This window comes from Alcaligenes sp. Marseille-Q7550, assembly GCF_965112015.1.
The window spans coordinates 431,473-457,334 of sequence record NZ_CBCOPU010000002.1; the positions used below are offsets into that span (position 1 = coordinate 431,473).

The following is a 25,862-nucleotide window of genomic DNA, read 5'->3' on the forward strand; positions in this document are numbered from 1 at the left end:
CCCGCAACGCTGAACTGACCCCCGAAAGTTGGACATTGAACCAACCTTCGGGGGTTTTACATGGCGAAATATGATGTGGACTTCAAGCTGGAAGTGGCACGGGACTATTGGTCCGGGTCGCTAGGGGCCCGGGCATTGGCCGGGCGATATGGGCTCGATCATGGGACGGTGCGCCGCTGGGCCGCGCAGTACCGAGAGCATGGCGAGGCGGGATTGCACAAGAAGCACAGCGGTCACTACGGCGCCGAGTTCAAGCTGTCCGTGTTGAGTCGGATGTGGCAAGAGGGCTTGTCTTGCCGCCAAGCCGCGGCGCGGTTCGACGTGCGCGGCGGCCATGGCGTCGTGAGGCGGTGGGAACGCGAGTATCATGAAGGGGGCCTTCGCGCCCTGACCCCCAACCCTCGCCCAGGCCGCTCCCCGACGATGAAATCCCCCAAACCTCCAACCCTTACGCCTTCGCCCTGCGAGGACACGCGCACGCTGGAGCAGTTGCGCCAAGAGAACGAATATCTGCGCGCGGAGAATGCGTACTTAAAAAAATTGAGGGCCTTGCGTCAGGAAAAAGCGCTGGCCGCGCAGAAAAAGCGCGGGTCGTGCTCGAATTGAGGCAAGGCCACACCTTGGCCGTGCTGCTGAAGGTGGCCGGGCTGTCGCGCAGCACGTTCTACTACCAGGCCAAGGCACTGGGCGCGGCCGATCCCTGCGCCGGACTGAAGGCGCGCATCCGCGCGCTGTACGACCAGCACCAGGGCCGCTATGGCTACCGGCGCATCACGGCGGCGCTGCGCCGAGCCGGTGAGCTCATCAACCACAAGGCCGTCCAGCGCGTGATGCAGACGCTGGGACTGAAGTCCTTGGTGCGCCCGAAGAAATACCGTTCGTACCGAGGCGAGCAGGGCCGTGTGGCGCCGAACCTGCCGACGCGCCAGTTCCAGGCCGACAGGCCCAACCAGAAGTGGGTGACGGATGTGACCGAGTTCAAGGTCGGCGCCGACAAGCTGTACCTCTCGCCGGTGATGGACCTGTACAACGGCGAGATCGTGGCCTACGAGACCAGCCTGCGCCCCGTGTTCCAGCTCGTGGGCAGCATGCTCCAGAAAGCGCTGGCCCGGCTCGCACCCACGGATCGCCCGCTGCTGCACTCCGATCAGGGCTGGCAGTACCAGCAGCCCCAGTACCGGCGTCGGCTCGCTGAGCAAGGCGTGATTCAGAGCATGTCGCGCAAGGGAAACTGCCTGGACAATGCCGCCATGGAGAGCTTCTTCGGCACGCTCAAGGCCGAGTTCTTCCACCTGAACCGCTTCGAGAGCATCGAGCAGCTCCAGGCCGGCATCGGCCAGTACATCCACTACTACAATCACGAACGCATCAAGCTCAAGCTAAAAGGCCTGAGCCCGGTGCAGTACCGAGCTCAGGCCTTCGGGCTTTAGGCTCTGACCGTCCAACTTTCGGGGGTCAGTTCACGCATGCGGGTTTTTTTATGGCGGTTCAGCCGGCCTATTCGAACTTGCCCTTGGGGTGGCGCATCAGGTAGCGATACACATAGCCTGGATAGGCCAGCACCAGGAACAAGGCGAAGGTGATGGTGTAGAACACCCAGGTCTGGCTGAAGGGATTGCCGATGCTGGCTTCGAAGGCGAAGCCCAGGGCGCCGACGATGCCGTAGAACGCACAGACTTCCAGCAAGCGGAAAAAAAGCTCTTGTGGACGTTCTGGCCTCTTGCGCGCCAGGCCGGAAAGTAGAACACTGCCGCGGCCACAGCCAGCGCCAGCGCCACCTTGCCCAGCATGGCGGGCGTGGAGCTCAGGCCCGAGCTGCGGCCGATCAGGCTGTAGATGCCCAGGCCCAGCGCCGTCACCACGGCCAGGAACACCACGCCGCTGAACAACTGCAGCCAGGCGGGACGCGGCGTTTCTCCCCGCGCGGACCAAGGCAGAACCAGCAAGGGTTTCTCCACGAAGAACGGCAGATTGGCCGTGATCAGCGAAAGAACGATCAGCACCCAGATGGAAAGGCTTTGGTCCATGTCGTCACCTCGATCAGAATTGCAGGGATGCCTGGATCACGCGGATGCAGGTGTCCATCAGGCCGCCGGGCAGCAGGCCCAGGCCGATGATCAACACGCCGTTCACCAGCATGACGGCCTTGGTGAACACGCCTGTCGCCAAAGGATGCGCTTCGCCTTCAGGCTCGTCGAAGTAGGCAACCTTGACCACGCGCAGGTAGTAGAACGCGCCGATCAGGGACATGACCACGGCGAAGACGGCCAGCCAGATGTAGCCTGCGCCGACCACGGCCTGCAACACGCTCAGCTTGGCGCCGAAGCCGGCCAGCGGGGGATGCCGGCCAGCGAGAACATGGACAGCAGCCACACCAGGGCCAGGCCGGGATTGCGGCGGTTCAGGCCCTTCAGGTCGTCGATGTTCTCGCACTCGAAGCCGCGGCGGCTCAGCAACAGGATCAGGCCGAAGGTGCTCAGCGTGGTCAGCACGTAGATCACGACGTAGAACAAAGAGGCGCCGTAGGCCTGGGCGCTGGTCTGGCCGTCGAAGACGCCGGCCAGCAGGCCCAGCAGGATGAAGCCCATGTGCGAGATGGTGGAGTAAGCCAGCATCCGCTTGAGGTTCTTCTGCACGATGGCGGTCAGGTTGCCCAGCGCCAGCGACACCACGGCCAGCACCAGCAGCATGGGCTGCCAGTCCACGGCGATGCCGTGCAGGCCTTCGACCAGGAAACGCAGGGTCACGGCGAAGGCCGCCAGCTTGGGAGCCGCGCCGATGATCAGGGTGACCGTGGTGGGCGCGCCCTGGTAGACGTCAGGCGTCCACATATGGAAGGGAGCGGCGGTCAGCTTGAAGGCCAGGCCCGAGACCACGAACACCACGCCGAACACCAGAGCCAGGCGCTCGGCCTTGCCCGAGCCGATGACTTCGGCGATGCGGGTCAGTTCCAGATGGCCGGTGGCGCCGTAGATCATGGACATGCCGTACAGCAGCACGCCGGAAGCCAGCGCGCCCAGCACGAAGTACTTCATGGCGGCTTCGATGGACTGGCGATGCTCGCGGCGCAGGGCCACCAGGGCGTACAAGGCGAAGGACATCAGCTCGACGCCCAGGTAGACCGTCAGCATGCTGTTGGCCGAGATCATGATCATCTGGCCCAGCAGCGCCATCAGCGACAGGGTGTACAGCTCGCCGCCGCGATCCAGCATGTCGCGCTGCTCGGCGTAGTCACGACCGTAGATCAGGGTGACGGCCACGGCCGCGCAGGACAGCAGCTTCAGGAAGTGGGACAGCTCGTCCACCACGAACAGACCGCCGAACGTGGTGCCGGTCATGCCCTGCGACCACTGCCAGGCGACGCCCAGCGCGACCACCACCAGCGTGCCCAGGCTGAGCACGAAGGTATTGTGGCGCTGCTTGTGCGCGCTGAAGGAGTCGAAAATCAGCACACACGAGGCCAGAACCAGGAGCAGAATCTCAGGCAGGGCCAGAGAAAAGTTGAAGGTAGTTTCCATAGTGTTTCGGCCTACAGTTTCGAGATGGAGACGTGTTGCAGCAGCGCTTCAACCGAAACGTGCATGACATCGGTGAATGGTTTTGGATAGACACCCATACCCAACACAGCAATCGCCATTACGCCAAGAACGAAGAACTCGCGGCTGCTCAGATCGCTCATGCCGGCAACGTTCTCGTTGCCCACGGGGCCGAAGGCCACGCGCTTGAGCATCCACAGCGAATAGGCCGCGCCGGTGATCAGGGCCGTGGCCGTCAGCAGGCCGATCCAGAAATTGTGTTCGACCGCGCCCATGATGACGGTGAATTCGCCGATGAATCCGCTGGTGCCGGGCAGGCCGCTGTTGGCCATGGAGAACAGCACGAAGAACGTCACGAAACGGGGCATCACGTTGACCACGCCGCCGTAGTCGGCGATGCGGCGGGTGTGCAGGCGGTCGTACAGCACGCCGATGCACAGGAACATCGCGCCGGAGACGAAGCCGTGCGAGATCATCTGCATGATCGCGCCTTCCATGCCGGTCGTGTTGAACACGAAGAAGCCCAGGGTAACGAAGCCCATGTGCGCCACGGACGAATACGCCACCAGCTTCTTCATGTCGTCCTGGACGATGGCGACCAGGCCGATATAGATCACGGCCACCAGGGACAGCGCGATGATGATGCCGGCCAGGCCCTGGGACGCATCGGGGGCGATGGGCAGGGAGAAGCGCAGGAAGCCGTAGGCGCCCAGCTTCAACATGATGGCGGCCAGCACCACGGAACCGCCGGTGGGCGCTTCCACGTGGGCGTCGGGCAGCCAGGTGTGCACGGGCCACATGGGCACCTTCACGGCGAAAGCCATGAACAGGGCCACGAAGATCAGCACCTGGGCGGTATAGCCCAGCTTGGTATCGTGCCAGGTCAGGATGTCGAAGGTGCCGCCGGACACGTTCCACAGGTAGATGAACGCGATCAGCGTCAGCAGCGAACCCAGCAGCGTGTACAGGAAGAACTTGATTGCGGCATACACGCGGTTCGGACCGCCCCACACGCCGATGATCAGGTACATCGGAATCAGGGTAGCTTCGAAGAACACGTAGAACAGCAGGCCGTCCAGGGCCGCGAACACGCCGACCATCAATCCCGACAGGATCAGGAAGGCGCCCATGTACTGGGCCACGCGGCTGGTGATCACCTGCCAGCCGGCCAGCACCACGATGACCGTGATGAAGGCCGTCAGCAGCACGAACCACATGGAGATGCCGTCCACGCCCAGGTGGTAGTTGACCTTGAAGGCATCGATCCAGGGAGCCAGCTCGACGAACTGCATGTCGGCCGTGCCCGGATTGAAGCCGGTGTACAGGGGAATGGTGACAATCAGGCCGGCAATCGAACCCAGCAGGGCCAGCCAGCGGGTGAACTCGGGACGGTCGTCGCGTCCCAGAGCCAGCACCAGCAGGCCGGCGACGATGGGTACGAAAATCGCCAGCGTTAACCAAGGAAGAGTAGAAGACGCCATATCGCTAGCCATTTACCGAACCGTCAGTACAAAAAAGGTTAAGAGCGCCATGATGCCGATGATCATGGCGAAGGCGTAATGGTAGACGTAGCCGGATTGCAAGTGACGGCTGATCGCAGCCACCCAGCCCACCACGCGGGCGCTACCATTGACCAGCAGGCCGTCGATCAGGCCGCGGTCGGCGCCTTTCCACAGTCCCGTACCCAGGCAGCGGGCGCCGCGAGCCAGCACCTGCTCGTTGAACCAGTCAACGTAGTACTTGTTCTCCAGGATACGGTAGATGAAGGAGCAGTTCTTCTTGATGGCGGCAGGCAGCGCTGGGTTGACCAGGTACAGGTACCAGGCCACGACGGCGCCGGCCACGACCAGCCAGAACGGCACGGTGGCAAAGCCATGCAGGGCGTAGGCCATCCAGTCGGTCCAGTGATGGGCCAGAGTCGCCATGGCGGGATGATCGGGCAGAACAGTGATCACGCCGTCGAAGAACGAGCCGAACAGCAGCGGATCCACGAACCAGATGCCGGCGAAGATCGACGGAATGGCCAGCAGGACCAGCGGCAGCGTGACGACCCAGGGGGATTCGTGCGGATCGCCGCCGTGCGCGTGATGATCGTCATGACCGTGGTGGTCGTCGTGCTTGACGTCGCGGAAACGCTCCTTGCCGTGGAAGACCAGGAAGTACAGGCGGAAGGAATACAGCGAGGTGACGAACACGCCGATCAGCGTGGCGTAGTAGGCATAGGTGGAACCCCAGATGCCGGCTTCGCGGGCGGCCTCGATGACGTGCTCCTTGGAATAGAAGCCCGAGAAGAACGGCGTGCCGACCAGGGCCAGGGTGCCGATCAGGAACGTCAGCCAGGTGATGGGCATGTACTTGCGCAGGCCGCCCATGTTGCGGATGTCCTGGTCATGGTGCATGCCGATGATGACCGAGCCGGCGCCCAGGAACAGCAGGGCCTTGAAGAAAGCGTGCGTCATCAGGTGGAAGACCGCGGCCGAGTAGGCGGAGGCGCCCAGGGCGACGGTCATGTAGCCCAGCTGCGACAGCGTGGAATAGGCCACGACGCGCTTGACGTCGTTCTGGATGATGCCCAGCAGGCCCAGGAACAGCGCGCCGGTGGCGCCGATCACGATGATGAAGGACAGCGCGGTGGTCGACTGTTCGAACACGGGCGAGAAGCGGGCGACCATGAAGATGCCGGCCGTCACCATGGTGGCGGCGTGGATCAGCGCGGAGATCGGGGTGGGACCTTCCATGGAGTCAGGCAGCCAGCTGTGCAGCGGGACCTGGGCGGATTTGCCCATGGCGCCCACGAACAGGGCCAGAGCCGCCACGGTCAGCAGCTGCCAGTCCGTGCCGGGGAAGGTCATGGCGCTCAGCTCCTGGACCTTGGCGAACACATCCGAGTAGTTCATGGAGCCGGTGTAGGCGTACAGCAGGCCGATGCCCAGGGCGAAGCCGAAGTCGCCGACGCGGTTGACCAGGAACGCCTTCATGTTGGCGAAGATCGCGGTCTTGCGCTCGTACCAGAAACCGATCAGCAGGTAGGAGACCAGGCCCACGGCTTCCCAGCCGAAGAACAGCTGGAGCATGTTGTTGGACATGACCAGCATCAGCATGGAGAAGGTGAACAGCGAGATGTAGGAGAAGAAGCGCTGGTAGCCCGGATCGTCCTTCATGTAGCCGATGGTGTAGATGTGCACCATCAGCGACACGGAAGTCACCACCACCATCATCAGGGCGGTCAGCTGGTCGATCAGAAAGCCGATGTCCCACTTGATGCTGCCTATGGTGATCCAGGTGTAGACGGAGCCGTTGAAGGTCTGGCCGTCGAGCACCTGGAACAGCACGGTGACCGAGCCGATGAAGGAGATCAGCACGCCGGCAATGGTGATCAGGTGGGCGCCGGTCTTGCCGATGATCCGCCCCAGAAAGCCGGTGCCAAACAGGCCGGCCAGCGCAGCTCCCGCCAGGGGAGCAAGCGCAATCGTCAGATAAAGATTTATGGAGTTCATTGTTGTGCTATCCCATCAACCCTTGAGCTGGTCGAGATCCTCGACATTGATCGAATTCAGATTGCGGAACAGCAATACGAGAATCGCGAGACCAATCGCCGCCTCGGCCGCAGCGACCGTCAGGACGAAGAAGACGAACACCTGCCCGGCCGCGTCCCCCATCCAGGTGGAGAAGGCGACGAAGTTCATGTTGGCGGACAGAAGGATCAGTTCCACCGACATCAGCAGGATGATCAGGTTGCGGCGGTTGAGGGAGAAGCCGAACAGTCCGATCGTGAACAGCACGGCGCTCAGGACGAGATAGTGCGCAAGCGACAGCGTCATCATCATTTGTCTCCTGGAACGACGGCGTCAGCCGAACTGGATACCGACGGCTTTTCGGTTTGGGCGGGCATGGACACCAGGCGCACGCGATCTTGTGCGCGCACCTTGACCTGCTGGCCGGGGACGGTGCGTTTCACGCCGTCGCGCTTGCGCAACGTGAGGGCAATGGCCGAAATCATGCCGACCAGCAGCACGATGCCGCCGATCAGGACGGCCAGGACGTACTGCGAATACATCAGTTCGCCGATGACGCGGGTATTGTTGTAGTCCTCCGGCATGACGGCGGCCGGACCGGCCTTGAGCCACAACTGGGTCAGGACGAAGCCCATCTCCAGGATCATGACGGCGCCGATCAACAGGCCCAGGGGGATGTAGGCCTTGAACTTGGACGCCACGGACTCCTGGCGCACGTCCAGCATCATGATGACGAACAGGAACATGACCATCACGGCGCCCACGTACACCACCACCAGCAGCAGCGACAGGAACTCGGCGCCCATCAGCATCCACAGCATGGCGGCCGTGAAGAAGGCCAGGATCAGGTGCAGCACGGCGGTCACCGGGTTGCTGGCCGAGATCACGCGGAACGCGGCCACCACCAGCACCAGCGCCAGCACATAGAACAGAACAGTAGTAAATAACATGTGTGTAGAGCTCCGGCCTTAGCGATAAGGTGCGTCTGCGGCGCGACGACGAGCGATCTCGTCCTCGTAGCGGTCGCCAATGGCCAGCAGCATGTCCTTGGTGTAGTACAGGTCGCCGCGCTTTTCACCGTGGTATTCGTGAATGTGTGTTTCCACGATCGAGTCGACCGGGCAGCTTTCTTCACAGAAACCACAGAAAATGCACTTGGCCAGATCGATGTCGTAGCGCGTGGTGCGGCGCGTGCCGTCCTCGCGTTCGGCCGACTCGATGGAGATGGCCAAGGCCGGGCACACGGCTTCGCACAGCTTGCACGCAATGCAGCGCTCTTCGCCGTTGGCGTAGCGACGCAAGGCGTGCAGGCCGCGGAAACGCGGCGAGGTCGGCGTCTTTTCCAGCGGGTAGCGCAGGGTCACCTTGCGCTTGAAGAAATACTTGCCGGTCAGGCGCATGCCCTTGAGCATTTCGGACAGCATCAGGCTGCCAAAGAAATCTTTGATTGCTTCCATAATCTTGCCCCTTAGCCTTACTGCCAGATGTTCCATGGCGTCTGCATCCAGATCGCCACGATCAACAGCCACACACCCGTCAGAGGGATGAACACTTTCCAGCCCAGACGCATGATCTGGTCATAGCGGTAACGGGGGAACGTTGCGCGGAACCAGATGAACATGGAGACCACGACGAAGGTCTTCAGACCCAGCCACAGCCAGCCCGGGATCCAGGTGAAGGGAGCGAACGCGACGATGGGAGTCCAGCCGGCCGGGAACATGGTGGAGGCCAGGGCCGACAACAGAATCATGTTGGCGTATTCGCCCAGGAAGAACAGGGCAAAGCCCATGCCCGAATATTCCACCATGGGACCGGCCACGATTTCCGACTCGCCCTCCACCACGTCGAAGGGGTGGCGGTTGGTCTCGGCCACGGACGAGATCACGTAGATCACGAACAGCGGCAGCAGCGGCAGCCAGTTCCAGGACAGGAAGTTCAGGCCCTTGTCCGCGAAGTAGCCCTGGGTCTGGCCGGTCACGATGCCCGACAGGTTCAGCGTGCCCGACACCAGCAGCACGGTCACCAGCACGAAGCCGATGGCCAGCTCGTAGGACAGCACCTGGGCCGCGGCGCGCAGGCCGCCCAGCAAGGCGTACTTGGAGTTGGAGGCCCAGCCGGCCACGATCACGCCATACACGCCCAGCGAGGAAATGGCCAGGATGTACAGCAGGCCGGCGTTCACGTTGGCCAGCACGGACTCGGGACCGAAGGGAATCACGGCCCAGGCCGCCAGGGCGGGCATCAGCGTGACCACGGGAGCCAGGATGTACAGCGTCTTGTTGGACTTGGCCGGAACGATCAGTTCCTTGGTCAGCAGCTTGAACACGTCGGCGAACGGCTGCAGCAGGCCGCGGTAACCCACGCGGGTGGGCCCCAGGCGCACGTGCATGAAGCCGATCATCTTGCGTTCCCAGTAGGTCAGGTACGCCACGCACAGGATGATGGGCACGGCGATGACCACGATCTTGATCAGCGTCCAGACCACGTACCAGGCGGTGGGACCGAGCAGTTCGGTGCCGAAGTTGTTGATGACAGAGAGAAATTCCATGTTATGCACGCTCCACTGTCAGTTGACCGAATGCGCTGCCCAGTGCGGCGGTTTCAGGGAAAGCCGTGGCCACGCGCACCGACGATGGCGCAACGGTGTCGTCCAGCTGGACTGGCAGGGTGACTTCGCCTTGCGAGGAGCGGACGCGCACCAGATCGCCGTCGGCCAGGCCCAGCCGGGCCAGGGTGGCGGCGGCCATGCGGGCGCGCGGCGCGGCCGAAGCCGGCGTGGCCTGCAAGGGCGCCGAACGGCGCACCAGGGCGTCGCTGCGGTAGATGGGCACGTCGGCGACGCGCTCCAGGCCGCTGGCGGCTGCCACGACCGAAGGGGCCAGCTTGATCTGGTTGGACAGGCGCGATTCCACGCCGGCGGCCATGACGGAGTCACGCACCGATTCGGAGGTCTCGTCATCGAAGCCGTCGAGCTGGAACAGATTGCCCAGCACGCGCAGCACCTTCCAGCCCGGACGGGTGTCGCCCAGGGGAGCGGCGGCGCCCTTGAAGCTCTGCACGCGGCCTTCGGCGTTCACGAAGGTGCCGGAGGTTTCGGTGAAGGGAGAAACCGGCAGCATGACGTCGGCCCAGGCCTCGGCGGCCGAGCGGTAGGACGTCAGGGCCACGGAGAACGTGGCGGACTTCAGGGTTTCCACGGCGCGCTCGCCCAGATCGCTGTCCAGGGCGGGTTCGACGTTCAGCACCAGGTAGGCGCGCAGGGATTGCGCCAGCATCTGTTCGGCGGTCAGGCCGCCCTTGCCCGGCACGGCATTGGCCAGATAGCCGCCCACGGTGTTGCCGCCGGCGGTCAGAAAGCCCAGCTTGCCGCCGCTGGCCTGTGCGATGGCGGAGGCATTGGCGGCAATGACGCTGGCCTGGTCCGAATTGACGGCCATATTGCCCAGCAGCACGGCCACGCGCTCGCCCGAGGCAAGGCTGTCGGCGATCTGTTGGGCCTGGGCGGAAACCTGCACGCCTTCCAGCCCGGCAGGCACGGCGCTTTCCTTGGCCTTGGACACGGCCACCAGGACTTCGGCCAGGGCGTTGGCCAACTGGCTGGGAGCCACGGTGAGACGGCCTGCAATGGCCTGGAACAGCGGATTGTCGGCGGCGGAATCGATGAAGGACACCTGGGCGCCGCGTTTGACGGCCTGGCGCAGGCGCTGGGCCATCAGAGGATGGTCCTTGCGCAGGAAGGAGCCCACGACCAGGACGCGATCCAGATTGTTCAGTTCGGTCAGGGGCAGACCCAGCCAGGGCACGCCGGCCAGGGCGCCGTCCAGGCGCGCGTCGGTCTGGCGCAGGCGGAAGTCCACGTTCTCGGTGCCCAGGGCGCGGCCCAGGCGGGCCAGCAGCGCCAGTTCTTCCGTGGTGGAGGTGGCCGAGCCGATGCAGCCCAGCTGGTCGGCGCCGAACTTCTCGCGCACGGCATTCATGCCGGCGACCACGGTCTGCAGGGCGTCGTTCCAGGACGCCTCGCGCCACTGGCCGTCATCGCCGCGCACCATGGGGTGAGTCAGGCGGTCTTCGGTATACAGGCCTTCGTAGGAAAAACGGTCGCGGTCGCTGATCCAGCACTCGTTGACCTCTTCGTTTTCGAAGGGCACCACGCGCAGCACCTTGTCCATCTTGGCCTGGATCACCAGGTTGGCGCCCACGCTGTCGTGGGGGCTGACGCTGCGACGGCGGGCCAGTTCCCATGTACGGGCGTTGAAGCGGAACGGCTTGGAGAGCAGCGCGCCCACGGGACAGACGTCGATCATGTTGCCCGACAGTTCGGATTCGACGGCCTTGCCCACGAAGGTGGTGATTTCAGAGTGTTCGCCACGGTTGAGCATGCCCACTTCCTGCACGCCGGCGATTTCCTCGCCCGTGCGCACGCAGCGGGTGCAGTGGATGCAGCGCTGCATGGCGTCGGTGGAAATCAGCGGTCCCATGGACTTGGGGGCCACCACGCGCTTTTCTTCCTTGTAGCGCGACTCGGAGCCGCCGTAGCCCACGGCCAGGTCCTGCAGCTGGCATTCGCCGCCCTGGTCGCACACGGGGCAATCCAGGGGGTGGTTGATCAGCAGGAACTCCATGACGCTTTTCTGGGCGGCAATGGCTTTTTCCGAACGAGTACGCACGACCATGCCGTTGGTCACGGGCGTGGCGCAGGCCGGCAGCGGCTTGGGCGCTTTTTCCACGTCCACCAGACACATGCGGCAGTTGGCGGCAATACTCAGTTTTTTGTGATAACAGAAGTGCGGCACATAGACCCCGGCGTCATGGGCAGCCTGAATGACCATGCTGCCTTCCGGGGCGTCAACTTTAATGCCATCGATGGTGAGTTCTACCATTACGTTGTCCTGGCCTACAGATATTGAGGCACCACACAGCTCTTGTGCTCGATGTGGTGTGCGAACTCGTCGCGGAAATGCTTAACGAAACTGCGCACCGGCATGGCGGCGGCGTCACCCAGGGCGCAGATCGTGCGGCCCATGATGTTGTGTGCGATGTCGTCGAGCATGTCCAGGTCTTCCTTGCGACCCTGGCCGTTCTCGATGCGATGCACCATGCGCCACAACCAGCCCGTGCCTTCGCGGCAGGGCGTGCACTGGCCGCAGCTTTCGTGGTAGTAGAAGTACGACAGGCGCAGCAGCGACTTGACCATGCAGCGCGTCTCGTCCATGACGATGACCGCGCCCGAGCCCAGCATGGAGCCGGCCTTGGCGATGGAGTCGTAATCCAGGTTGGTGGCCATCATGATGTCGGCCGGCAGCACGGGAGCGCTCGAGCCGCCGGGAATGACGGCCTTGAGCTTGCGGCCGCCGCGCATGCCGCCCGCCAGCTCCAGCAGCTTGGCGAAAGGCGTGCCCAGGGGCACTTCATAGTTGCCGGGACGCTCCGCGACGCCCGTGATCGAGAAGATCTTGGTGCCGCCGGCGTTGGGAATGCCCACTTCCAGGTACTGCTGGCCGCCGTTGCGGATGATCCAGGGCACCGCGGCGAAGGTCTCGGTGTTGTTGATGGTGGTGGGCTTGCCGTACAGGCCGAAGCTGGCGGGGAACGGCGGCTTGAAGCGCGGCTGGCCTTTCTTGCCTTCCAGCGATTCCAGCAGCGCGGTTTCCTCGCCGCAGATGTAGGCGCCGTAGCCATGGAAGGCGTGCAACTGGAAGTTGAAGCCCGAACCCAGGATGTTGTCGCCCAGGAAACCGGCGGCGCGCGCCTGCTCCAGCGCCTCTTCGAAGCGCTGGTAGATCTCGAACACTTCGCCGTGGATGTAGTTGTAGCCCACGCTGATGCCCATGGCATAGGCGGCGATGGCCATGCCCTCGATCACGATGTGCGGGTTGAAGCGCAGGATGTCGCGATCCTTGAAGGTGCCGGGCTCGCCCTCGTCCGAGTTGCACACCAGGTATTTCTGGCCGGGGATGGCGCGCGGCATGAAGCTCCACTTCAAGCCGGTTGGAAAGCCCGCGCCGCCGCGGCCGCGCAGGGCCGAGGTCTTGACTTCGGCGATGACGTCCTCGGGCTTCATGCCGCTGGTCAGCACCTTGCGCAGGGCCTCGTAGCCGCCGCGCTTGACGTATTCTTCCAGACCCCAGTTGTCGCCGTTCAGGCCGGCCAGGATCTGGGGCTCGATGTGGCGATCATGAAAAATCATGCTGCGCGACAGGTCGGCCCCGGGATTGGGCTCCAGCCCCTGGGCGAGCTTGCGCAGAATGTCCGGTGCACTCATGCCGACTCTCCGTGTTTCTTCAGTTCTTCGAGCATGGCGTCGATGCGCTCGGCTTCCATGCGCACGCACATGTGCTGATTGTTCAGCAGCATGACGGGCGAGTCGCCGCACGAACCCATGCACTCTCCCATGATCAGGGAGAACTGGCCGTCGGCGGTGGTTTCACCGTAATCGATGCCCAGCTTTTCCTTCAGGTATTCGCCTGCCTTGACGCCGTCGCGCAGCGCACAGGGCAGGTTGGTGCAGACCGAGATGGTCACGCGGCCCACGGGCTTGGTGTGGAACATGTTGTAGAAGGTGGCGACCTCCTGCACGGCAATGGGTTCCACACCGATGTAGCGGGCCACGTCGGCGATGATCTCGGGCGAGACCCAGCCTTTTTCCTGCTGGGCGATGGCCAGCGATGCCATGATGGCGGAACGACGCTGGTCGGCCGGGAACTTGCCCAGTTCCCGATCTATCTGTTGGTAGGCTTTTTCGGAAAGCAACATAATTCGGTTCCGTATTTCCAGGCGCGACCTAGCGGTCGATCTCGCCAAACACAATGTCCTGCGTCCCGATGATGGTGACGGCGTCGGCGATCATGTGGCCGCGGCACATTTCATCCAGGGCCTGCAGGTGCACGAAGCCCGGGGCGCGGATCTTCAGGCGGTAGGGCTTGTTGCCGCCGTCGGACACCAGGTAGATGCCGAATTCGCCCTTGGGATGCTCCACGCCGGCGTACACTTCGCTGGTCGGCACGTGCATGCCTTCGGAGAACAGCTTGAAGTGGTGGATCAGGTCTTCCATGCCGGACTTCATGCGTTCGCGCGACGGCGGTGCGACCTTGTGGTTGTCGGTGATGACGGGACCGGGATTGTTGCGCAGCCACTGCACGCATTGGCGGATGATGCGGTTGCTCTCGCGCATCTCGGCGATGCGCACCAGGTAGCGATCGTAGGAGTCGCCGTTGCGGCCGACCGGAATGTCGAATTCCATGCGGTCGTAGACTTCGTAGGGCTGGACCTTGCGCAGGTCCCACTCCACGCCCGAACCGCGCAGCATGGGGCCGGTGAAGCCCAGGGCCTTGGCACGCTCCGGATCCACGACGCCGATGCCCACCAGGCGCTGCTTCCAGATGCGGTTGTCGGTGAGCAGGGTTTCGTACTCGTCCACGCAGGCCGGGAAGCGGTTGGTGAAGTCCTCGATGAAGTCCAGCAGGGAACCCGAACGAGCCTCGTTCATGGCCTTGAGCTCTTTTTCGGAACGGTACTTGTTGCCCTTGTACAGCGACATGCTGTCGGGCAGGTCGCGATACACGCCGCCGGGACGGTAGTAGGCTGCGTGCAGGCGCGCGCCCGAGACGGCCTCGTAGCAGTCCATCAGGTCCTCGCGCTCGCGGAAGGCATACAGGAACACGGCCATGGCGCCCACGTCCAGGGCATGCGAGCCCACGGACATCAGGTGGTTCAGGATGCGGGTGATCTCGTCGAACATGACGCGGATGTACTGCGCGCGCAGCGGAACCTGCACGCCGACCATCTTTTCGACGGCCATGCAATAGGCGTGCTCGTTCACCATCATGGACACGTAGTCCAGACGATCCATGTACGGCAGCGTCTGCAGATAGGTGCGATGCTCGGCCAGCTTTTCCGTAGCGCGGTGCAGCAGGCCGATGTGCGGATCGGCGCGCTGGATGACTTCACCGTCCAGCTCGAGCACCAGGCGCAGCACGCCGTGGGCGGCCGGGTGCTGGGGACCAAAGTTCAGGGTGTAGTTTTGAATTTCTGCCATGATGATTAACGCCCTACTCCGTAGTCGTCCTCGCGCACCACGCGCGGCGTGATCTCACGCGGCTCGATGGTGACGGGCTGGTAAATGACCCGCTTCTGCTCGGTGTCATAGCGCATTTCGACGTAGCCGGAAATCGGGAAGTCTTTGCGGAAAGGATGGCCGATGAAACCATAGTCGGTCAGGATGCGGCGCAGGTCCGGGTGGTTCTCGAAAATGATGCCGTACAGGTCGAACGCCTCGCGCTCGAACCAGTTCACCGACGGCCAGACCTCGAACAGCGTGGGCAGCGTCGGAAAGTCGTCGTTGGGCACGAAGCAGCGCACGCGCAGGCGCCAGTTGTGCGTCAACGAGGTCAAGTGCAGCACCACGGCGAAGCGATAGGGAAACTGGCCGGCCACAGGCTGGTATGTGGGCGCCTTCCAGGCGGAATAATCGATGCCGCACAGGTCGATACAGGTTTCAAAGCGCAGGTCAGCGTGGTCGCGCAGCAGCGTGCAGGTGTCCACCCAGGCGTCCGCCGGCACTTCCAGGGTCAGCTCGCCCAGCGCCTCGGTCAGCGCGGCCTGTTCGCCCAGGACGGCGAGCAGGTTGGTTTTCAGTGTTTCTAGCCGTGTCATAGTCTTTCTAAGCCTGTTCTAGCCGATCAGCGCGCAATGGTGTTGGTCAGACGGATCTTGTTCTGCATCTGCAGCAGGCCGTAGACCAGGGCCTCGGCCGTGGGCGGACAGCCCGGCACGTAGACGTCGACCGGCACGATGCGGTCGCAGCCGCGCACGACGGAGTAGGAGTAGTGGTAATAACCGCCGCCGTTCGCACAGGAGCCCATGGATACGACCCAGCGCGGTTCAGCCATCTGGTCGTACACCTTGCGCAGGGCGGGAGCCATCTTGTTGCACAGCGTGCCCGCCACGATCATCAGGTCGGACTGACGGGGACTGGGCCGGAAGATGATGCCGAACTGGTCCAGGTCGTAACGCGCCGCGCCCGCGTGCATCATTTCCACCGCACAACAGGCCAGGCCGAATGTCATGGGCCACATGGACCCCGTCTTTGCCCAGTTAAGGAACTTATCCGCACTGGTCGTCACAAAACCTTCTTTGAGAATGCCGTCGATAGCCATAGTAGTTGCCTTTTGCCGGATCCGGCCCGGAGAACCCCGCCGATCCTATTGCTGACCAAACTTGCCGCCGCAAAGGCGCATCCCGGTGCGCCTTGAGTTCAGCAAGAGACGCGAAGACCCGCCGCGCGGACCTCCGACTGGAGGGTTACTCCCAGTCCAGGGCGCCTTTTTTCCATTCGTAGATAAAGCCGACCGTCAGCACGGCCAGGAAGGCCATGACAGTCCAGAAGCCCACCAGGCCGACGGTGCCATTGGCCATGGCCCAGGGAAACAGGAAAGCGATTTCCAGGTCGAACATGATGAACAGGATCGCGATCAGGTAGTAGCGGATGTCCACCTTCATGCGGGAGTCGCCAAACGCTTCGAAACCGCATTCGTACGGCGAGAGCTTTTCGGCATCGGGACGGTTCGGGCCCAGCAGCCGACCGGCCGTGAGCAGCGCCAGGCCGATGCCCGTGGCGACAATGATAAACAGCAAAACGGGAAAGTACTCTTGCAGGTTCATGCAAAGCATCCAATCGCAGTAAATAAACTCTTGGATTGTAGCATTTTGAGAGCACAGTTTTGAGGGATAACCCCAAACCATTACATCTTGACGGCGATGTTGCGCATGCGCAGCAAAAATCCCTCAGCCGCCTTACAAAACCCAGTTCCTTATTGATTATTTGGATTATTTAAGGTTGAGTTTTCTGCACCTGGATATTTATTCTACCCTCTTTTGTCAGGTTTATGTCAGATATCCAGCAGGAAAAACACGCCCACTCGCATCTAATTTGTAACCACAAGCTCATCAGAAAAGATGTGCCATTGCCCAGCCGAACCAAGCCGGCACGCACCCGCCCATGCCGCGATGGAACTCAGCCATGCAGCCTTGCCCGGCTTGCCGACACCCGGCCGTCCCCTGGATTATCGGGCATAGAAAAAGCCACCCTTGCGGGTGGCTTTTTCGTACAGCTTGTACTGCTAGTCAGTTCAGCAAGCCCGAAGGCTTGCCATTGAGCGCGTAGACAAGCTACGCGGCACAATTAGAACTGGTGACGCAGACCAACGCCGATCAGAGTGGACTTGGCGCTAGGCACGAAGTACACGTTCTTGGCGTAGGAGCCGATAGCGTACACGTTGGTGCGCTTGCTCAGTGGGTGGCTGTAACCCAGGCTGTAGGTGTGCTGCTTCTTCATTTCCCAGGACAGCGTGCTGTTAGCCAGCGCGTCTGGAGCCGAACGGGCGTCAGCCATGGTCCAGGAAGCCATCAGGTTGCCAGCGCCAACAGGAGCGGACAAACCGACCAGGTAGGAGTTGATCTTCAGACCGTCCAGACCGATCATGCTGCTGTCGATGCCAGCATCTTTCAGCAGGCCGGTGCTACCAGCGTAGTCTTGAGTAGCAAACAGACCATTGCGGGTCTGACCGAAGGCCAGGTAAGCCTTCACGACTTCGAAGTCGTAGCTGCCGCCGATGTTCCAGGACTTGACGGAGGTGCTGTCGCCAGCCAGGTTCTCAGGAGTCTTGAACTGGTCGTAGGTCAGAGCAATGCCGACAGGGCCGTTAGCGTAACGCAGACCGGTGGTAACGCCGCGCTTGTTGCGCTCGCTGCCGCCGTCAACTTTGTAAGCCTGGTTGCCGTTCACGTTGAAGGAGTAGCCAACGCCGAACTGGAAGCCGGAGAAGTTGGGGGTCTGGTACATGACCATGTTGTCGTAACGAGCGGTGCTGGCTGCAGTGAATGCACCACCGATGTTAGCTTGGTCGAAACCGCCGCCGAAAGGATCGGCTACGCCTGGCAGGTACTTGGAAGCGATGTTGGTTTGACGACCGAAGTCCAGTTGACCCCAGCTGTCGCCAGCCAGACCCAGAGTGGCTTGACGGCCGAACAGACGACCACCTTGAGCGGAGTTACCGGTACCCAGGTCGAAGCCGCTTTCCAGAACGAACACAGCGCGCAGACCGTCACCCAGATCTTCGGAACCCTTCAGACCCCAGCGGTTGCCGGACTGGATGCCGTTGATCAAACCGGTGCGCTTCTGGGAGAAGTCACCAGCATCCACATTGGACAGGTACAGGGCTTCGTTGTACTTCAGCTTTTGGTAACCAATACCGCCATCCAGAATACCGTACAGGGTAACAGACGTTTCTGCGTGTGCGACGCCAGCGAAGCCGGCCATCAGAGCAGCAGCGAGCAGAGTCTTTTTCATGTAAGAAATCTCCGTAGATTTGAGTAAATCAGAGCAGCCCAACTACAACAGTGCTGCTGCTCTTTCTAACTCCGCGATGGGAAGTTAACGTTATTGCATCAAAATTCCCGACGCTTGACTACGAAACCATTCAGAATCGTGAATCTTTGTGCGCGCCTTGTTGGCTATACACAACAAAACAAAGTCACAACGCCCGTGCCGCAAGGGTTTACCCGTGGTTTGGCGGCCTTTACAGGACCATTAGCGGCCTGATGACCCAAGGCACTCTTGAGAACTTGCTTTAAGTCCCCTTTTCAAGCCGTTCGAAAGCCTCTCTTTTTCGATTCGAGCAGCCAGCGAGCCCGGAAACAGTCGCCGCTTGGCGGCGCCGCTCCCTGTTCACGCCGAGGCGCGATCCCGGCGGCTTCATGTCCGCTCGATTTCTCTTGGGCTGATAAATCAGCCACATGCCCTTGCGAAAATTTCACCGCTCAAAGCAGGATCAAGCACGAGCAAATGGGGGCAACGCCGATGACGCTCCCTGCCCCAGGGCAGACAATTTCGCATACAAAACAATCCCTGCCGGCTGCTCTGCGCATGACGAATCCAAGACAAGTTTCCAGACAGAAGAGCCCTGACGCACAGCAGTCATTGTCATTGCACGTCCGGCGTCCCGAACCTGCCGAGGCATACGAAGCCAATCACAGGACTGAAACATCCATCGTCGGCAAGCCGCACTAGCGAAACAGACACCCTGCCCAGCATACGAACCCACGACCCCGTATTGAAGCGCCGGCCAATTTGCAGGCAAAAAAAAACCTGTCCGCAATCGGATCAGGTTTTATCTGGCAGCGTGCGCTGCGCACTTTTACTTATGCGATGGTGCCGACGACGAGACTCGAACTCGTACAGCTTTCGCCACTACCCCCTCAAGATAGCGTGTCTACCAATTCCACCACGTCGGCAAGGCAATCAAGACAGCGATATTAGCACGAGAAAGAATGGCTTGTCAGCATTCGGGCCCCGCCCTTCGCAGGAAAAACAGGATTTCGTTTACTCGGCGCGACAAACCAAGGCGCAGTCCGTGAAAAAACCCGCCTGACGGCGGGCTTTTCGATCCCCTCTCTATATATAGAGATCAGGGCTTGGCGGCCGGTTCCGACTCCGCCTTGGGGGCTTGCTCACCGGCAGCGGGTTCAGGACTCTGCTCCTGGGCCTGCGGGACGAGGGGGGGCGGCCGAAGGAGCTGCCGGCACCGACGAAGGCGCTGGGGAGGGAACGGCGGCGGGCGCAGCGGCGGGTGCAGGTACGGAAGAAGCTCCGGAAGGAGCGCCGCCGGGCACAGGGGACTCATAACCCTGCATCACGCCGGATTCCGCCTGCTTGGCGGGATGGTGCGCCATCCAGGCCAGGCCGCCGGTCGAGGCAAAAAACACAATGGCCGCCCATTTGGTCATGCGCGACAGGAAATTGGCGGCGCCCGCGGCACCGAAGACACTGCCAGCGGAACCACCGCCAAATGCGGAGCCCATGTCGGCGCCCTTGCCTTGCTGCAGCAGCACCAAGCCAATAATCAGCAGCGAGGAAATGACCTGCACGGCCATCAGAACGGAAGACATCCAATGTTGCATTCAAAGACTCCGAGGCCTCAAGCGGCCACAATACGTAAGAATTCCCGTGCATCCAGAGACGCACCGCCCACCAGGGCACCATCAATATCCGGCATGGCGAACAGCTCGGCGGCGTTGTCCGCCTTGACGCTGCCGCCGTACAGAATGCGCAGCCGATCCGACTCCATGAACGCGCGGATCTGCCCGTGCATATCCTGCGCCTGCCCCGGCGTAGCCGTCAGTCCGGTACCGATGGCCCAGACCGGCTCGTAAGCCAGCACGATGCGTTCCACGACATCCTTGCCCAGCGCCTTGATCGGCTCGAGCTGGTCCTGCACCACACAGGCCGCCTGCCCTGCTTCGCGATCAGCCAGCAGCTCGCCGATGCAGACAATGGGCGTCAGACCCGCATCCAGGGCCGCCACCACCTTGGCAGCCACCAGGGCGCTGCTTTCCTGATGGTACTGCCGCCGTTCCGAATGGCCGACGATGACCCACTTGCAACCAATGTCCGCCAGCATGGAGGCGGATACCTCGCCGGTATAGGCCCCCTTGGCATGCACGCTGACGTCCTGGGCGCCCAGGGCGATGCCCGATTCCTGCAGGGCGTCGGCCAGCTGGGGCAGGTATACATACGGCGCACACACCAGCACCTCGCATTCCGGCTGGGCCGCATTCGGTTGGGCCGCATCCGGCCGGGCCGCGTTCGGCTGGGCCGCGGACGGCTGAACATCAGGCTGGGCAAGCAACTCATCCAGCAGACGGCGGTTGCCATCGAGCGAACCGTTCATTTTCCAATTGCCCGCAACCAGTCGTTTTCGCAAAGAAGGTACGCCCATTGCTCCCTTGATGTCAGTCAGAAGTTACACCCGACGCCCGCAATGCAGACGCAGCTAACCCGCTATTGTAGCGCGAGCTTGGCGATTTCGCTCGACATTGGCCCAAATAGACGTGGAAAAACCAACGGGCGCTCCCGGACGATCCATTTGCGGCTCAAGGCACCAGGATGATCTTGCCCACCTGCTCGCCCGCCTCCATCATGGCGTGGGCGCGATCGGCCTGCTCCAGCGGAAACGTCGCGTGCACCACCGGCCGGACCTGGCCTGATTCCAGCAAGGGCCACACGCGTTCGCGCAGGGCCCGGGCCAGGGCCGCCTTGAAGGCGACCGGACGCGGGCGCAGGGTGGAGCCCGTCACCGTCAGGCGGCGGCGCAGGATCTCACCGCAATTGATGGTGGCCTTGGCGCCGCCCAGCAGGGCAATGATGACGATACGGCCGTCGTCCGCCAGGCACTTGAGGTCGCGGTCGATGTAGTCGCCGGCCACCATGTCCAGGATGACGTCCACGCCGCGCTCGCCGGTCTTGGCCTTGATGACCTCTTCGTAGGCCTGAGTCTTGTAGTTGATGCCGATGCCGCCCAGGCGGTTGATGGCCTCCACGCGCTCGTCACTGCCTGCCGTGGCATAGACCGTGTTGCCCAGGGCGACCGCCAATTGGATGGCGGTGGTGCCGATGCCGCTGGCTCCGCCATGCACCAGCAGGGTTTCGCCATGCGTCAGGGCGCCTCGCTCGAACACATTGCTCCAGACCGTGAAGAAGGTCTCGGGCAGGCCCGCGGCCTCGACCAGGCTGAATCCGGCGGGAATGGGCAGACATTGCTGCACGGGCACGACGCAGTACTCCGCATAGGCGCCGCCGGTCACCAGGGCGCAGACCTGATCGCCAATCTTGAACTCGCTGCCCTGCAGATCGCCGGACACGATTTCTCCCGCCAACTCCAGCCCCGGCAGATCGGAGGCACCGGGCGGCGGCGGATAGGTCCCCGCGCGCTGCAACGCATCCGGGCGATTGACGCCCGCCGCCAGCACCTTGACCAGCACCTCTCCCGCGCCCGGCTGCGGCATGGGCCGCTCCACCACGCGCAATACTTCCGGACCGCCAAACTCAGCAATTTCAATGGCTCGCATGCCTGCTCCCTATGTTCAGAATTCCATGACGAAAGGCCCCGCGCCGTGCAGCGGCCCTCTCACCTTATCCCCGCAATCTACCATATGCGCCCTGCCCTGCCTGGCAAAGCCGCCGCGACGACCACAATATTCCGATGACGCTCCCGGCCTTTTACGTTACACTTTAGAGCTTTCCCGCCTGTCTGGGCGGGGAACGGCGCCCCGCCCCAAGGCGCGGAGCCGAACAAAAGCCAAGAAAACAGGAAGCGTGCCAGAGCGGTTGAATGGACCGGTCTTGAAAACCGGCGATGGGGCAACCCATCCGTGAGTTCGAATCTCACCGCTTCCGCCAAGTTTCTCCCGCTGCATCCATGGCGGAATTGGTAGACGCAAGGGACTTAAAATCCCTCGATCCTTGATCGTGCCGGTTCGATTCCGGCTGGATGCACCACTTGCCCGCCCTATTCAGGGCGACCAGGGCGCAGGACGCTTCCTGCCCCGCCACCGGAGACCTATGCGCAGAGGCCCGCAGCAACACCCAACAAGCCCTTGACCCGGACCTACCGTCTGGCGTCTTTCTGCGTATTTTTTCCGGTTTTTCATCATGCTTGTCTTTTTACAGGCGGGAGCTTGCGCTCCGGCCTTTTCCGCGTCCGCCCGGCATTCTGCTCCCGGAGGGCGGCCATGAACGTTTCCCGTCAAGAGCGCCGCGTCCTGCTCATGCTGGCCCAAGGCGGCCACATCCAGGTCAAGCGCGATGCGCACAAGAAGATCGAATCCGTCACCTTCCTGTCCCGAGAAGGCTGGGTCATGAGCGGCGCCACCGCGGACACCTGGAAACGGCTGCGCACGCGAGGCCTGGTCCGCTCGCACGGCACAGGCATCTATGTGATCAGCCGCGCCGGCCTGCTTGCCATGCAAGCCTAGGACGGTCCAGGCGCCTGCCCGGCCAACAGACACGGTGAGACCAGGCCAAAAAAAGGTTCTTCGAGGAATTCCGGGTACTGAATTGCCAAGTCGATGCTGAACCGGTTTTTGAAGACGCCGTTCAAGGCGCGGGTAGATCGGACGGCGCTGACGGCTTGCCGGCGCGGTGCGCCGGTGCCCTGGTCGGGGCGCCTGGCCGGGCGCGTCGTTAACTCCGGCGGTTGCTCGCCTCCCAGGCGAGCAACAAGCGCCGCCGTCGAACAGAACGACGCTTGCCCCCCGTCCCCGCGCCCCGCCTGCGGCAAGCCATCCGACCCGCCCCGTCCGATCTACCCGCGCCTTGAACGGCTCAAAATGCCGATGGCATCGACCCGGCCCTAGGCATCCATACCAAGCGGAAAACTCAGCGGATGGTTGATACGTTGTGCGGCTTTTGCGCGGACGTCCCGCTGTTTGGGCCAAAACAGCGGCGCCGTTCTCGCAAGGCCGGCCGGGGCGGGCCGGCGGGCGAGTCAGGGCCTTCGCCGCAGGCGGGATGCGGGGGCGGGAAGCAAGGGGCGTGCTGCTCGAGCAGGGCGCTTGTGATTCGTCCAGTGGACGAATCACCCTGCGAGTTTACGCCCCGCCCGCCCCCGTATCCTGACCAGGAAACCCGCGCGCAGCGCGGGCGAAGGACCCAGCCAAGCCGGCCCGCCCCGGCCGGCCTTGCGAGAACCCGAGGTTCTTTTCGATTGGCCCAAACAGCTCGCCAATCAAGGAGGAATCCCCGGAATTCTTCGAAGAACCAAAAAAAGCCCGTCCGAAGACGGGCTTTTTCGGCATCCGAAGATGCGCAGGCTTACTGGGCCACTGGAGCGGACGGGCCGCCTTGGGCTTCGATGCCGCCGATCGCCTTGATGGACAGGCGCAGACGGCCTTTCTCGTCGGCTTCGATGACCTTGACCTTCACGACCTGGCCAACCTTCAGGACATCATTGATGTTGGCAATGCGGTAGTTGGCGATCTCGGAGATGTGCAGCAGGCCGTCGCGGCCAGGCAGGACCTGGACGATGGCGCCGAAATCCAGCAGACGCATCACGGGGCCTTCGTATTCCTGGCCCACTTCCACTTCGGCCGTCAGTTCCTTGATGCGGCGCTCGGCTTCACGCGCTTTTTCCAGGTCGGCGCTGGCGATGGTGATGGTGCCGTCATCGGAGATGTCGATCTGCGTGCCGGTTTCTTCGGTCAGGGCGCGGATGGTTGCGCCGCCCTTGCCGATCACGTCGCGGATCTTCTCGGGGTTGATCTTGACGGTCAGCATGCGGGGAGCGAACTCGGACATCTCGGTGCGGGAACCGTCGATGGCTTCCTTCATCTTGGACAGGATGTGCATGCGGCCTTCGTGGGCCTGGGCCAGGGCGACCTGCATGATTTCCTTGGTGATGCCCTGGATCTTGATGTCCATCTGCAGAGCCGTGATGCCCTTCTCGGTGCCCGCCACCTTGAAGTCCATATCGCCCAGGTGGTCTTCATCGCCCAGGATGTCGGTCAGGACGGCAAACTTGTTGCCTTCCTTGATCAGGCCCATGGCCACGCCGGCCACGTGATCCTGCACAGGCACACCAGCGTCCATCATGGACAGCGAGCCGCCGCACACGGAGGCCATCGAGGACGAGCCATTGGACTCGGTGATCTCGGAGACGATGCGGATGGAGTACTGGAAGTCCTCGGCGGCTGGCAGCAGCGGGCTCAGGGCACGCTTGGCCAGGCGGCCGTGACCGATCTCGCGGCGCTTGGGCGCGCCGAAACGGCCGGCTTCGCCGGTGGCGAAAGGAGGCATGTTGTAGTGCAGCATGAAACGATCACGGTATTCGCCCATGATGGAATCGATGATCTGCTCGTCCTGCTTGGTGCCCAGCGTGGTGACGACCAGCGCCTGGGTTTCGCCGCGCGTGAACAAGGCGCTGCCGTGAGCGCGCGGCAGCAGGCCCAGACGGATGCTGATGGGGCGCACGGTACGCGTATCACGGCCGTCGATGCGGGATTCGCCGCTCAGGATGCGGGTGCGCACGATACGGCTTTCCAGGTCGAACAGGATGTTGTCCACGGCCACGGAATCAGGCTGCTCTTCGCCCTTGGCCTGGGCATGGGCGGCCAGCGTTTCCTTGACTTGCGCGTAGACGGCGCGGACCTGTTCGGTGCGAGCCTGTTTTTCGCGGATCTGGTAGGCCTGGGTCAGGCCGTCCTGGGCGGCGGCGGTGACGGCGGTCAGCAGCGCTTCATTGACGGGAGCGGGCTGCCAGTCCCATTCGGGCTTGCCGGCCTCTTCCACCAGTTCGTGGATGGCATTGATGGCGGCCTGCATCTGCTCGTGGGCGTAGACCACGCCGCCCAGCATGACTTCTTCGGACAGTTGCTTGGCTTCGGATTCCACCATCAGCACGGCGGCTTCGGTGCCGGCCACGACCAGGTCCAGGTCCGAGGACTTCAGTTGCGTGGCCGAAGGGTTCAGCACGTACTGGCCGTCCACATAGCCGACGCGGGCGGCGCCCACGGGACCATTGAATGGAATGCCCGAGATGGCCAGGGCGGCGGAGGCGCCCAGCATGGCGGCGATATCGGGATCGATCTCGGGATTGACCGAGACCGTATGGATGATGACCTGGACTTCGTTATAGAAGCCTTCAGGGAACAGCGGGCGCAGCGGACGGTCGATCAGGCGGGAGATCAGGATCTCGCGCTCGGACTGCTTGCCTTCGCGCTTGAAGAAGCCGCCGGGGATCTTGCCGGCCGCATAGGTCTTTTCGACGTAATCCACGGTCAGGGGAAAGAAATCCTGGCCGGGCTTGGCCTTGCTGGCGCCCACGACGGTGGCCAGCACGACGGTGTCTTCGATGGAAACCAGCACGGCACCTGACGCCTGACGTGCGATCTCCCCGGTTTCCAGGACGACGGTGTGTTCGCCGTACTGGAAGGACTTGGTGACTTTATTGAACATTAGGAGAATCCTTACAATAAAAAA

The 25,862-nt window shown here is 62.6% G+C and carries 21 protein-coding genes, 3 tRNA genes and 2 pseudogenes; 4 read left to right on the forward strand and 22 right to left on the reverse strand.

All coding sequences use genetic code 11. The features are described 5' to 3' along the window. The first annotated feature begins 60 nt into the window (after nucleotides 1–60). Nucleotides 61–1,430 (forward strand): IS3 family transposase gene (locus tag ACWPWO_RS11330; RefSeq protein ID WP_454006690.1). Its coding sequence is split into 2 segments (ribosomal slippage): nucleotides 61–549 and nucleotides 552–1,430, totalling 1,368 coding nucleotides; the frame shifts between segments, so codons are not numbered across the junction. A gap of 67 nt (nucleotides 1,431–1,497) precedes the next feature. On the opposite strand, the gene ACWPWO_RS11335 is transcribed toward ACWPWO_RS11330, so the two are convergent. The 21 genes and pseudogenes from ACWPWO_RS11335 to ACWPWO_RS11435 form a co-directional block, all read right to left on the reverse strand. After that, nucleotides 1,498–1,686 carry a DUF2818 family protein gene (locus ACWPWO_RS11335; RefSeq protein WP_454006691.1) on the reverse strand — a complete coding sequence of 63 codons (189 nt, stop codon included), beginning with the start codon at nucleotides 1,684–1,686 and terminating at the stop codon, nucleotides 1,498–1,500. 194 nt (nucleotides 1,687–1,880) lie between these two features. After that, nucleotides 1,881–2,027 (reverse strand): annotated as a pseudogene (locus ACWPWO_RS11340) (DUF2818 family protein); the annotation flags it as partial. A gap of 13 nt (nucleotides 2,028–2,040) precedes the next feature. Next, nucleotides 2,041–3,518 (reverse strand): annotated as a pseudogene (nuoN, locus tag ACWPWO_RS11345) (NADH-quinone oxidoreductase subunit NuoN). 11 nt (nucleotides 3,519–3,529) lie between these two features. Then, nucleotides 3,530–5,017: an NADH-quinone oxidoreductase subunit M gene (locus ACWPWO_RS11350; RefSeq protein WP_454006692.1), complete on the reverse strand. Its 1,488-nt coding sequence runs from the start codon at nucleotides 5,015–5,017 to the stop codon at nucleotides 3,530–3,532. A gap of 12 nt (nucleotides 5,018–5,029) precedes the next feature. Further along, a complete protein-coding gene (gene nuoL, locus ACWPWO_RS11355; protein ID WP_454006693.1) occupies nucleotides 5,030–7,033 on the reverse strand; it encodes an NADH-quinone oxidoreductase subunit L in 2,004 nt (667 codons plus the stop codon). A 15-nt stretch (nucleotides 7,034–7,048) separates the two neighbouring features. Further along, nucleotides 7,049–7,357, reverse strand: a complete 309-nt coding sequence (gene nuoK / locus ACWPWO_RS11360; RefSeq protein WP_454007483.1) for an NADH-quinone oxidoreductase subunit NuoK — start codon at nucleotides 7,355–7,357, stop codon at nucleotides 7,049–7,051. Between the two features lie 2 nt (nucleotides 7,358–7,359). After that, complete coding sequence (locus tag ACWPWO_RS11365) at nucleotides 7,360–8,001, reverse strand: NADH-quinone oxidoreductase subunit J (RefSeq protein WP_454006694.1); 642 nt, start codon at nucleotides 7,999–8,001, stop codon at nucleotides 7,360–7,362. Nucleotides 8,002–8,019: 18 nt separating this feature from the next. Beyond that, complete coding sequence (nuoI, locus tag ACWPWO_RS11370) at nucleotides 8,020–8,508, reverse strand: NADH-quinone oxidoreductase subunit NuoI (RefSeq protein WP_394060952.1); 489 nt, start codon at nucleotides 8,506–8,508, stop codon at nucleotides 8,020–8,022. 17 nt (nucleotides 8,509–8,525) lie between these two features. Next, nucleotides 8,526–9,599 carry an NADH-quinone oxidoreductase subunit NuoH gene (gene nuoH, locus ACWPWO_RS11375; protein ID WP_454006695.1) on the reverse strand — a complete coding sequence of 358 codons (1,074 nt, stop codon included), beginning with the start codon at nucleotides 9,597–9,599 and terminating at the stop codon, nucleotides 8,526–8,528. A gap of 1 nt (nucleotide 9,600) precedes the next feature. After that, nucleotides 9,601–11,931 carry an NADH-quinone oxidoreductase subunit NuoG gene (gene nuoG / locus ACWPWO_RS11380; protein ID WP_454006696.1) on the reverse strand — a complete coding sequence of 777 codons (2,331 nt, stop codon included), beginning with the start codon at nucleotides 11,929–11,931 and terminating at the stop codon, nucleotides 9,601–9,603. A gap of 14 nt (nucleotides 11,932–11,945) precedes the next feature. Continuing rightward, on the reverse strand, nucleotides 11,946–13,313 hold the full coding sequence (gene nuoF, locus ACWPWO_RS11385; protein WP_454006697.1) for an NADH-quinone oxidoreductase subunit NuoF: 1,368 nt from the start codon (nucleotides 13,311–13,313) through the stop codon (nucleotides 11,946–11,948). Continuing rightward, on the reverse strand, nucleotides 13,310–13,804 hold the full coding sequence (nuoE, locus tag ACWPWO_RS11390; RefSeq protein ID WP_394060960.1) for an NADH-quinone oxidoreductase subunit NuoE: 495 nt from the start codon (nucleotides 13,802–13,804) through the stop codon (nucleotides 13,310–13,312). Before nuoE ends, nuoF begins: the two co-directional genes overlap by 4 nt. Nucleotides 13,805–13,832: 28 nt before the next feature. Beyond that, nucleotides 13,833–15,086, reverse strand: coding sequence for an NADH-quinone oxidoreductase subunit D (locus ACWPWO_RS11395; protein ID WP_394060962.1), 1,254 nt, complete (start codon nucleotides 15,084–15,086; stop codon nucleotides 13,833–13,835). Nucleotides 15,087–15,091: 5 nt separating this feature from the next. Beyond that, nucleotides 15,092–15,703: an NADH-quinone oxidoreductase subunit C gene (locus tag ACWPWO_RS11400; RefSeq protein ID WP_394060964.1), complete on the reverse strand. Its 612-nt coding sequence runs from the start codon at nucleotides 15,701–15,703 to the stop codon at nucleotides 15,092–15,094. Nucleotides 15,704–15,729: 26 nt separating this feature from the next. Continuing rightward, nucleotides 15,730–16,206: a NuoB/complex I 20 kDa subunit family protein gene (locus ACWPWO_RS11405; RefSeq protein ID WP_003801059.1), complete on the reverse strand. Its 477-nt coding sequence runs from the start codon at nucleotides 16,204–16,206 to the stop codon at nucleotides 15,730–15,732. Between the two features lie 145 nt (nucleotides 16,207–16,351). Continuing rightward, on the reverse strand, nucleotides 16,352–16,711 hold the full coding sequence (locus ACWPWO_RS11410; protein ID WP_394060967.1) for an NADH-quinone oxidoreductase subunit A: 360 nt from the start codon (nucleotides 16,709–16,711) through the stop codon (nucleotides 16,352–16,354). 520 nt (nucleotides 16,712–17,231) lie between these two features. After that, nucleotides 17,232–18,398, reverse strand: a complete 1,167-nt coding sequence (locus ACWPWO_RS11415; protein ID WP_454006698.1) for a porin — start codon at nucleotides 18,396–18,398, stop codon at nucleotides 17,232–17,234. Nucleotides 18,399–19,257: 859 nt separating this feature from the next. Continuing rightward, a tRNA-Leu gene (locus ACWPWO_RS11420) sits at nucleotides 19,258–19,342 on the reverse strand. Between the two features lie 231 nt (nucleotides 19,343–19,573). After that, nucleotides 19,574–20,008, reverse strand: a complete 435-nt coding sequence (gene secG, locus ACWPWO_RS11425) for a preprotein translocase subunit SecG (protein WP_454006699.1) — start codon at nucleotides 20,006–20,008, stop codon at nucleotides 19,574–19,576. Nucleotides 20,009–20,025: 17 nt separating this feature from the next. Continuing rightward, on the reverse strand, nucleotides 20,026–20,826 hold the full coding sequence (gene tpiA, locus ACWPWO_RS11430) for a triose-phosphate isomerase (protein ID WP_454006700.1): 801 nt from the start codon (nucleotides 20,824–20,826) through the stop codon (nucleotides 20,026–20,028). 154 nt (nucleotides 20,827–20,980) lie between these two features. Beyond that, the gene (locus ACWPWO_RS11435; protein WP_454006701.1) at nucleotides 20,981–21,955 is read right to left on the reverse strand and encodes an NAD(P)H-quinone oxidoreductase; all 975 of its coding nucleotides are present in this window, start codon (nucleotides 21,953–21,955) and stop codon (nucleotides 20,981–20,983) included. Nucleotides 21,956–22,196: 241 nt separating this feature from the next. On the opposite strand from ACWPWO_RS11435, the gene ACWPWO_RS11440 reads away from it, so the two are divergent. The 3 genes from ACWPWO_RS11440 to ACWPWO_RS11450 all read left to right on the forward strand — a co-directional run bounded on the left by ACWPWO_RS11440 (nucleotide 22,197) and on the right by ACWPWO_RS11450 (nucleotide 22,861). Next, a tRNA-Ser gene (locus ACWPWO_RS11440) sits at nucleotides 22,197–22,286 on the forward strand. Between the two features lie 13 nt (nucleotides 22,287–22,299). Beyond that, a tRNA-Leu gene (locus ACWPWO_RS11445) sits at nucleotides 22,300–22,385 on the forward strand. 233 nt (nucleotides 22,386–22,618) lie between these two features. After that, a complete protein-coding gene (locus tag ACWPWO_RS11450; RefSeq protein ID WP_454006702.1) occupies nucleotides 22,619–22,861 on the forward strand; it encodes a YjhX family toxin in 243 nt (80 codons plus the stop codon). Between the two features lie 838 nt (nucleotides 22,862–23,699). Here ACWPWO_RS11450 and pnp read toward each other — a convergent pair. Further along, nucleotides 23,700–25,838, reverse strand: a complete 2,139-nt coding sequence (pnp, locus tag ACWPWO_RS11455) for a polyribonucleotide nucleotidyltransferase (RefSeq protein ID WP_454006703.1) — start codon at nucleotides 25,836–25,838, stop codon at nucleotides 23,700–23,702. Between the last annotated feature and the right edge of the window lie 24 nt (nucleotides 25,839–25,862).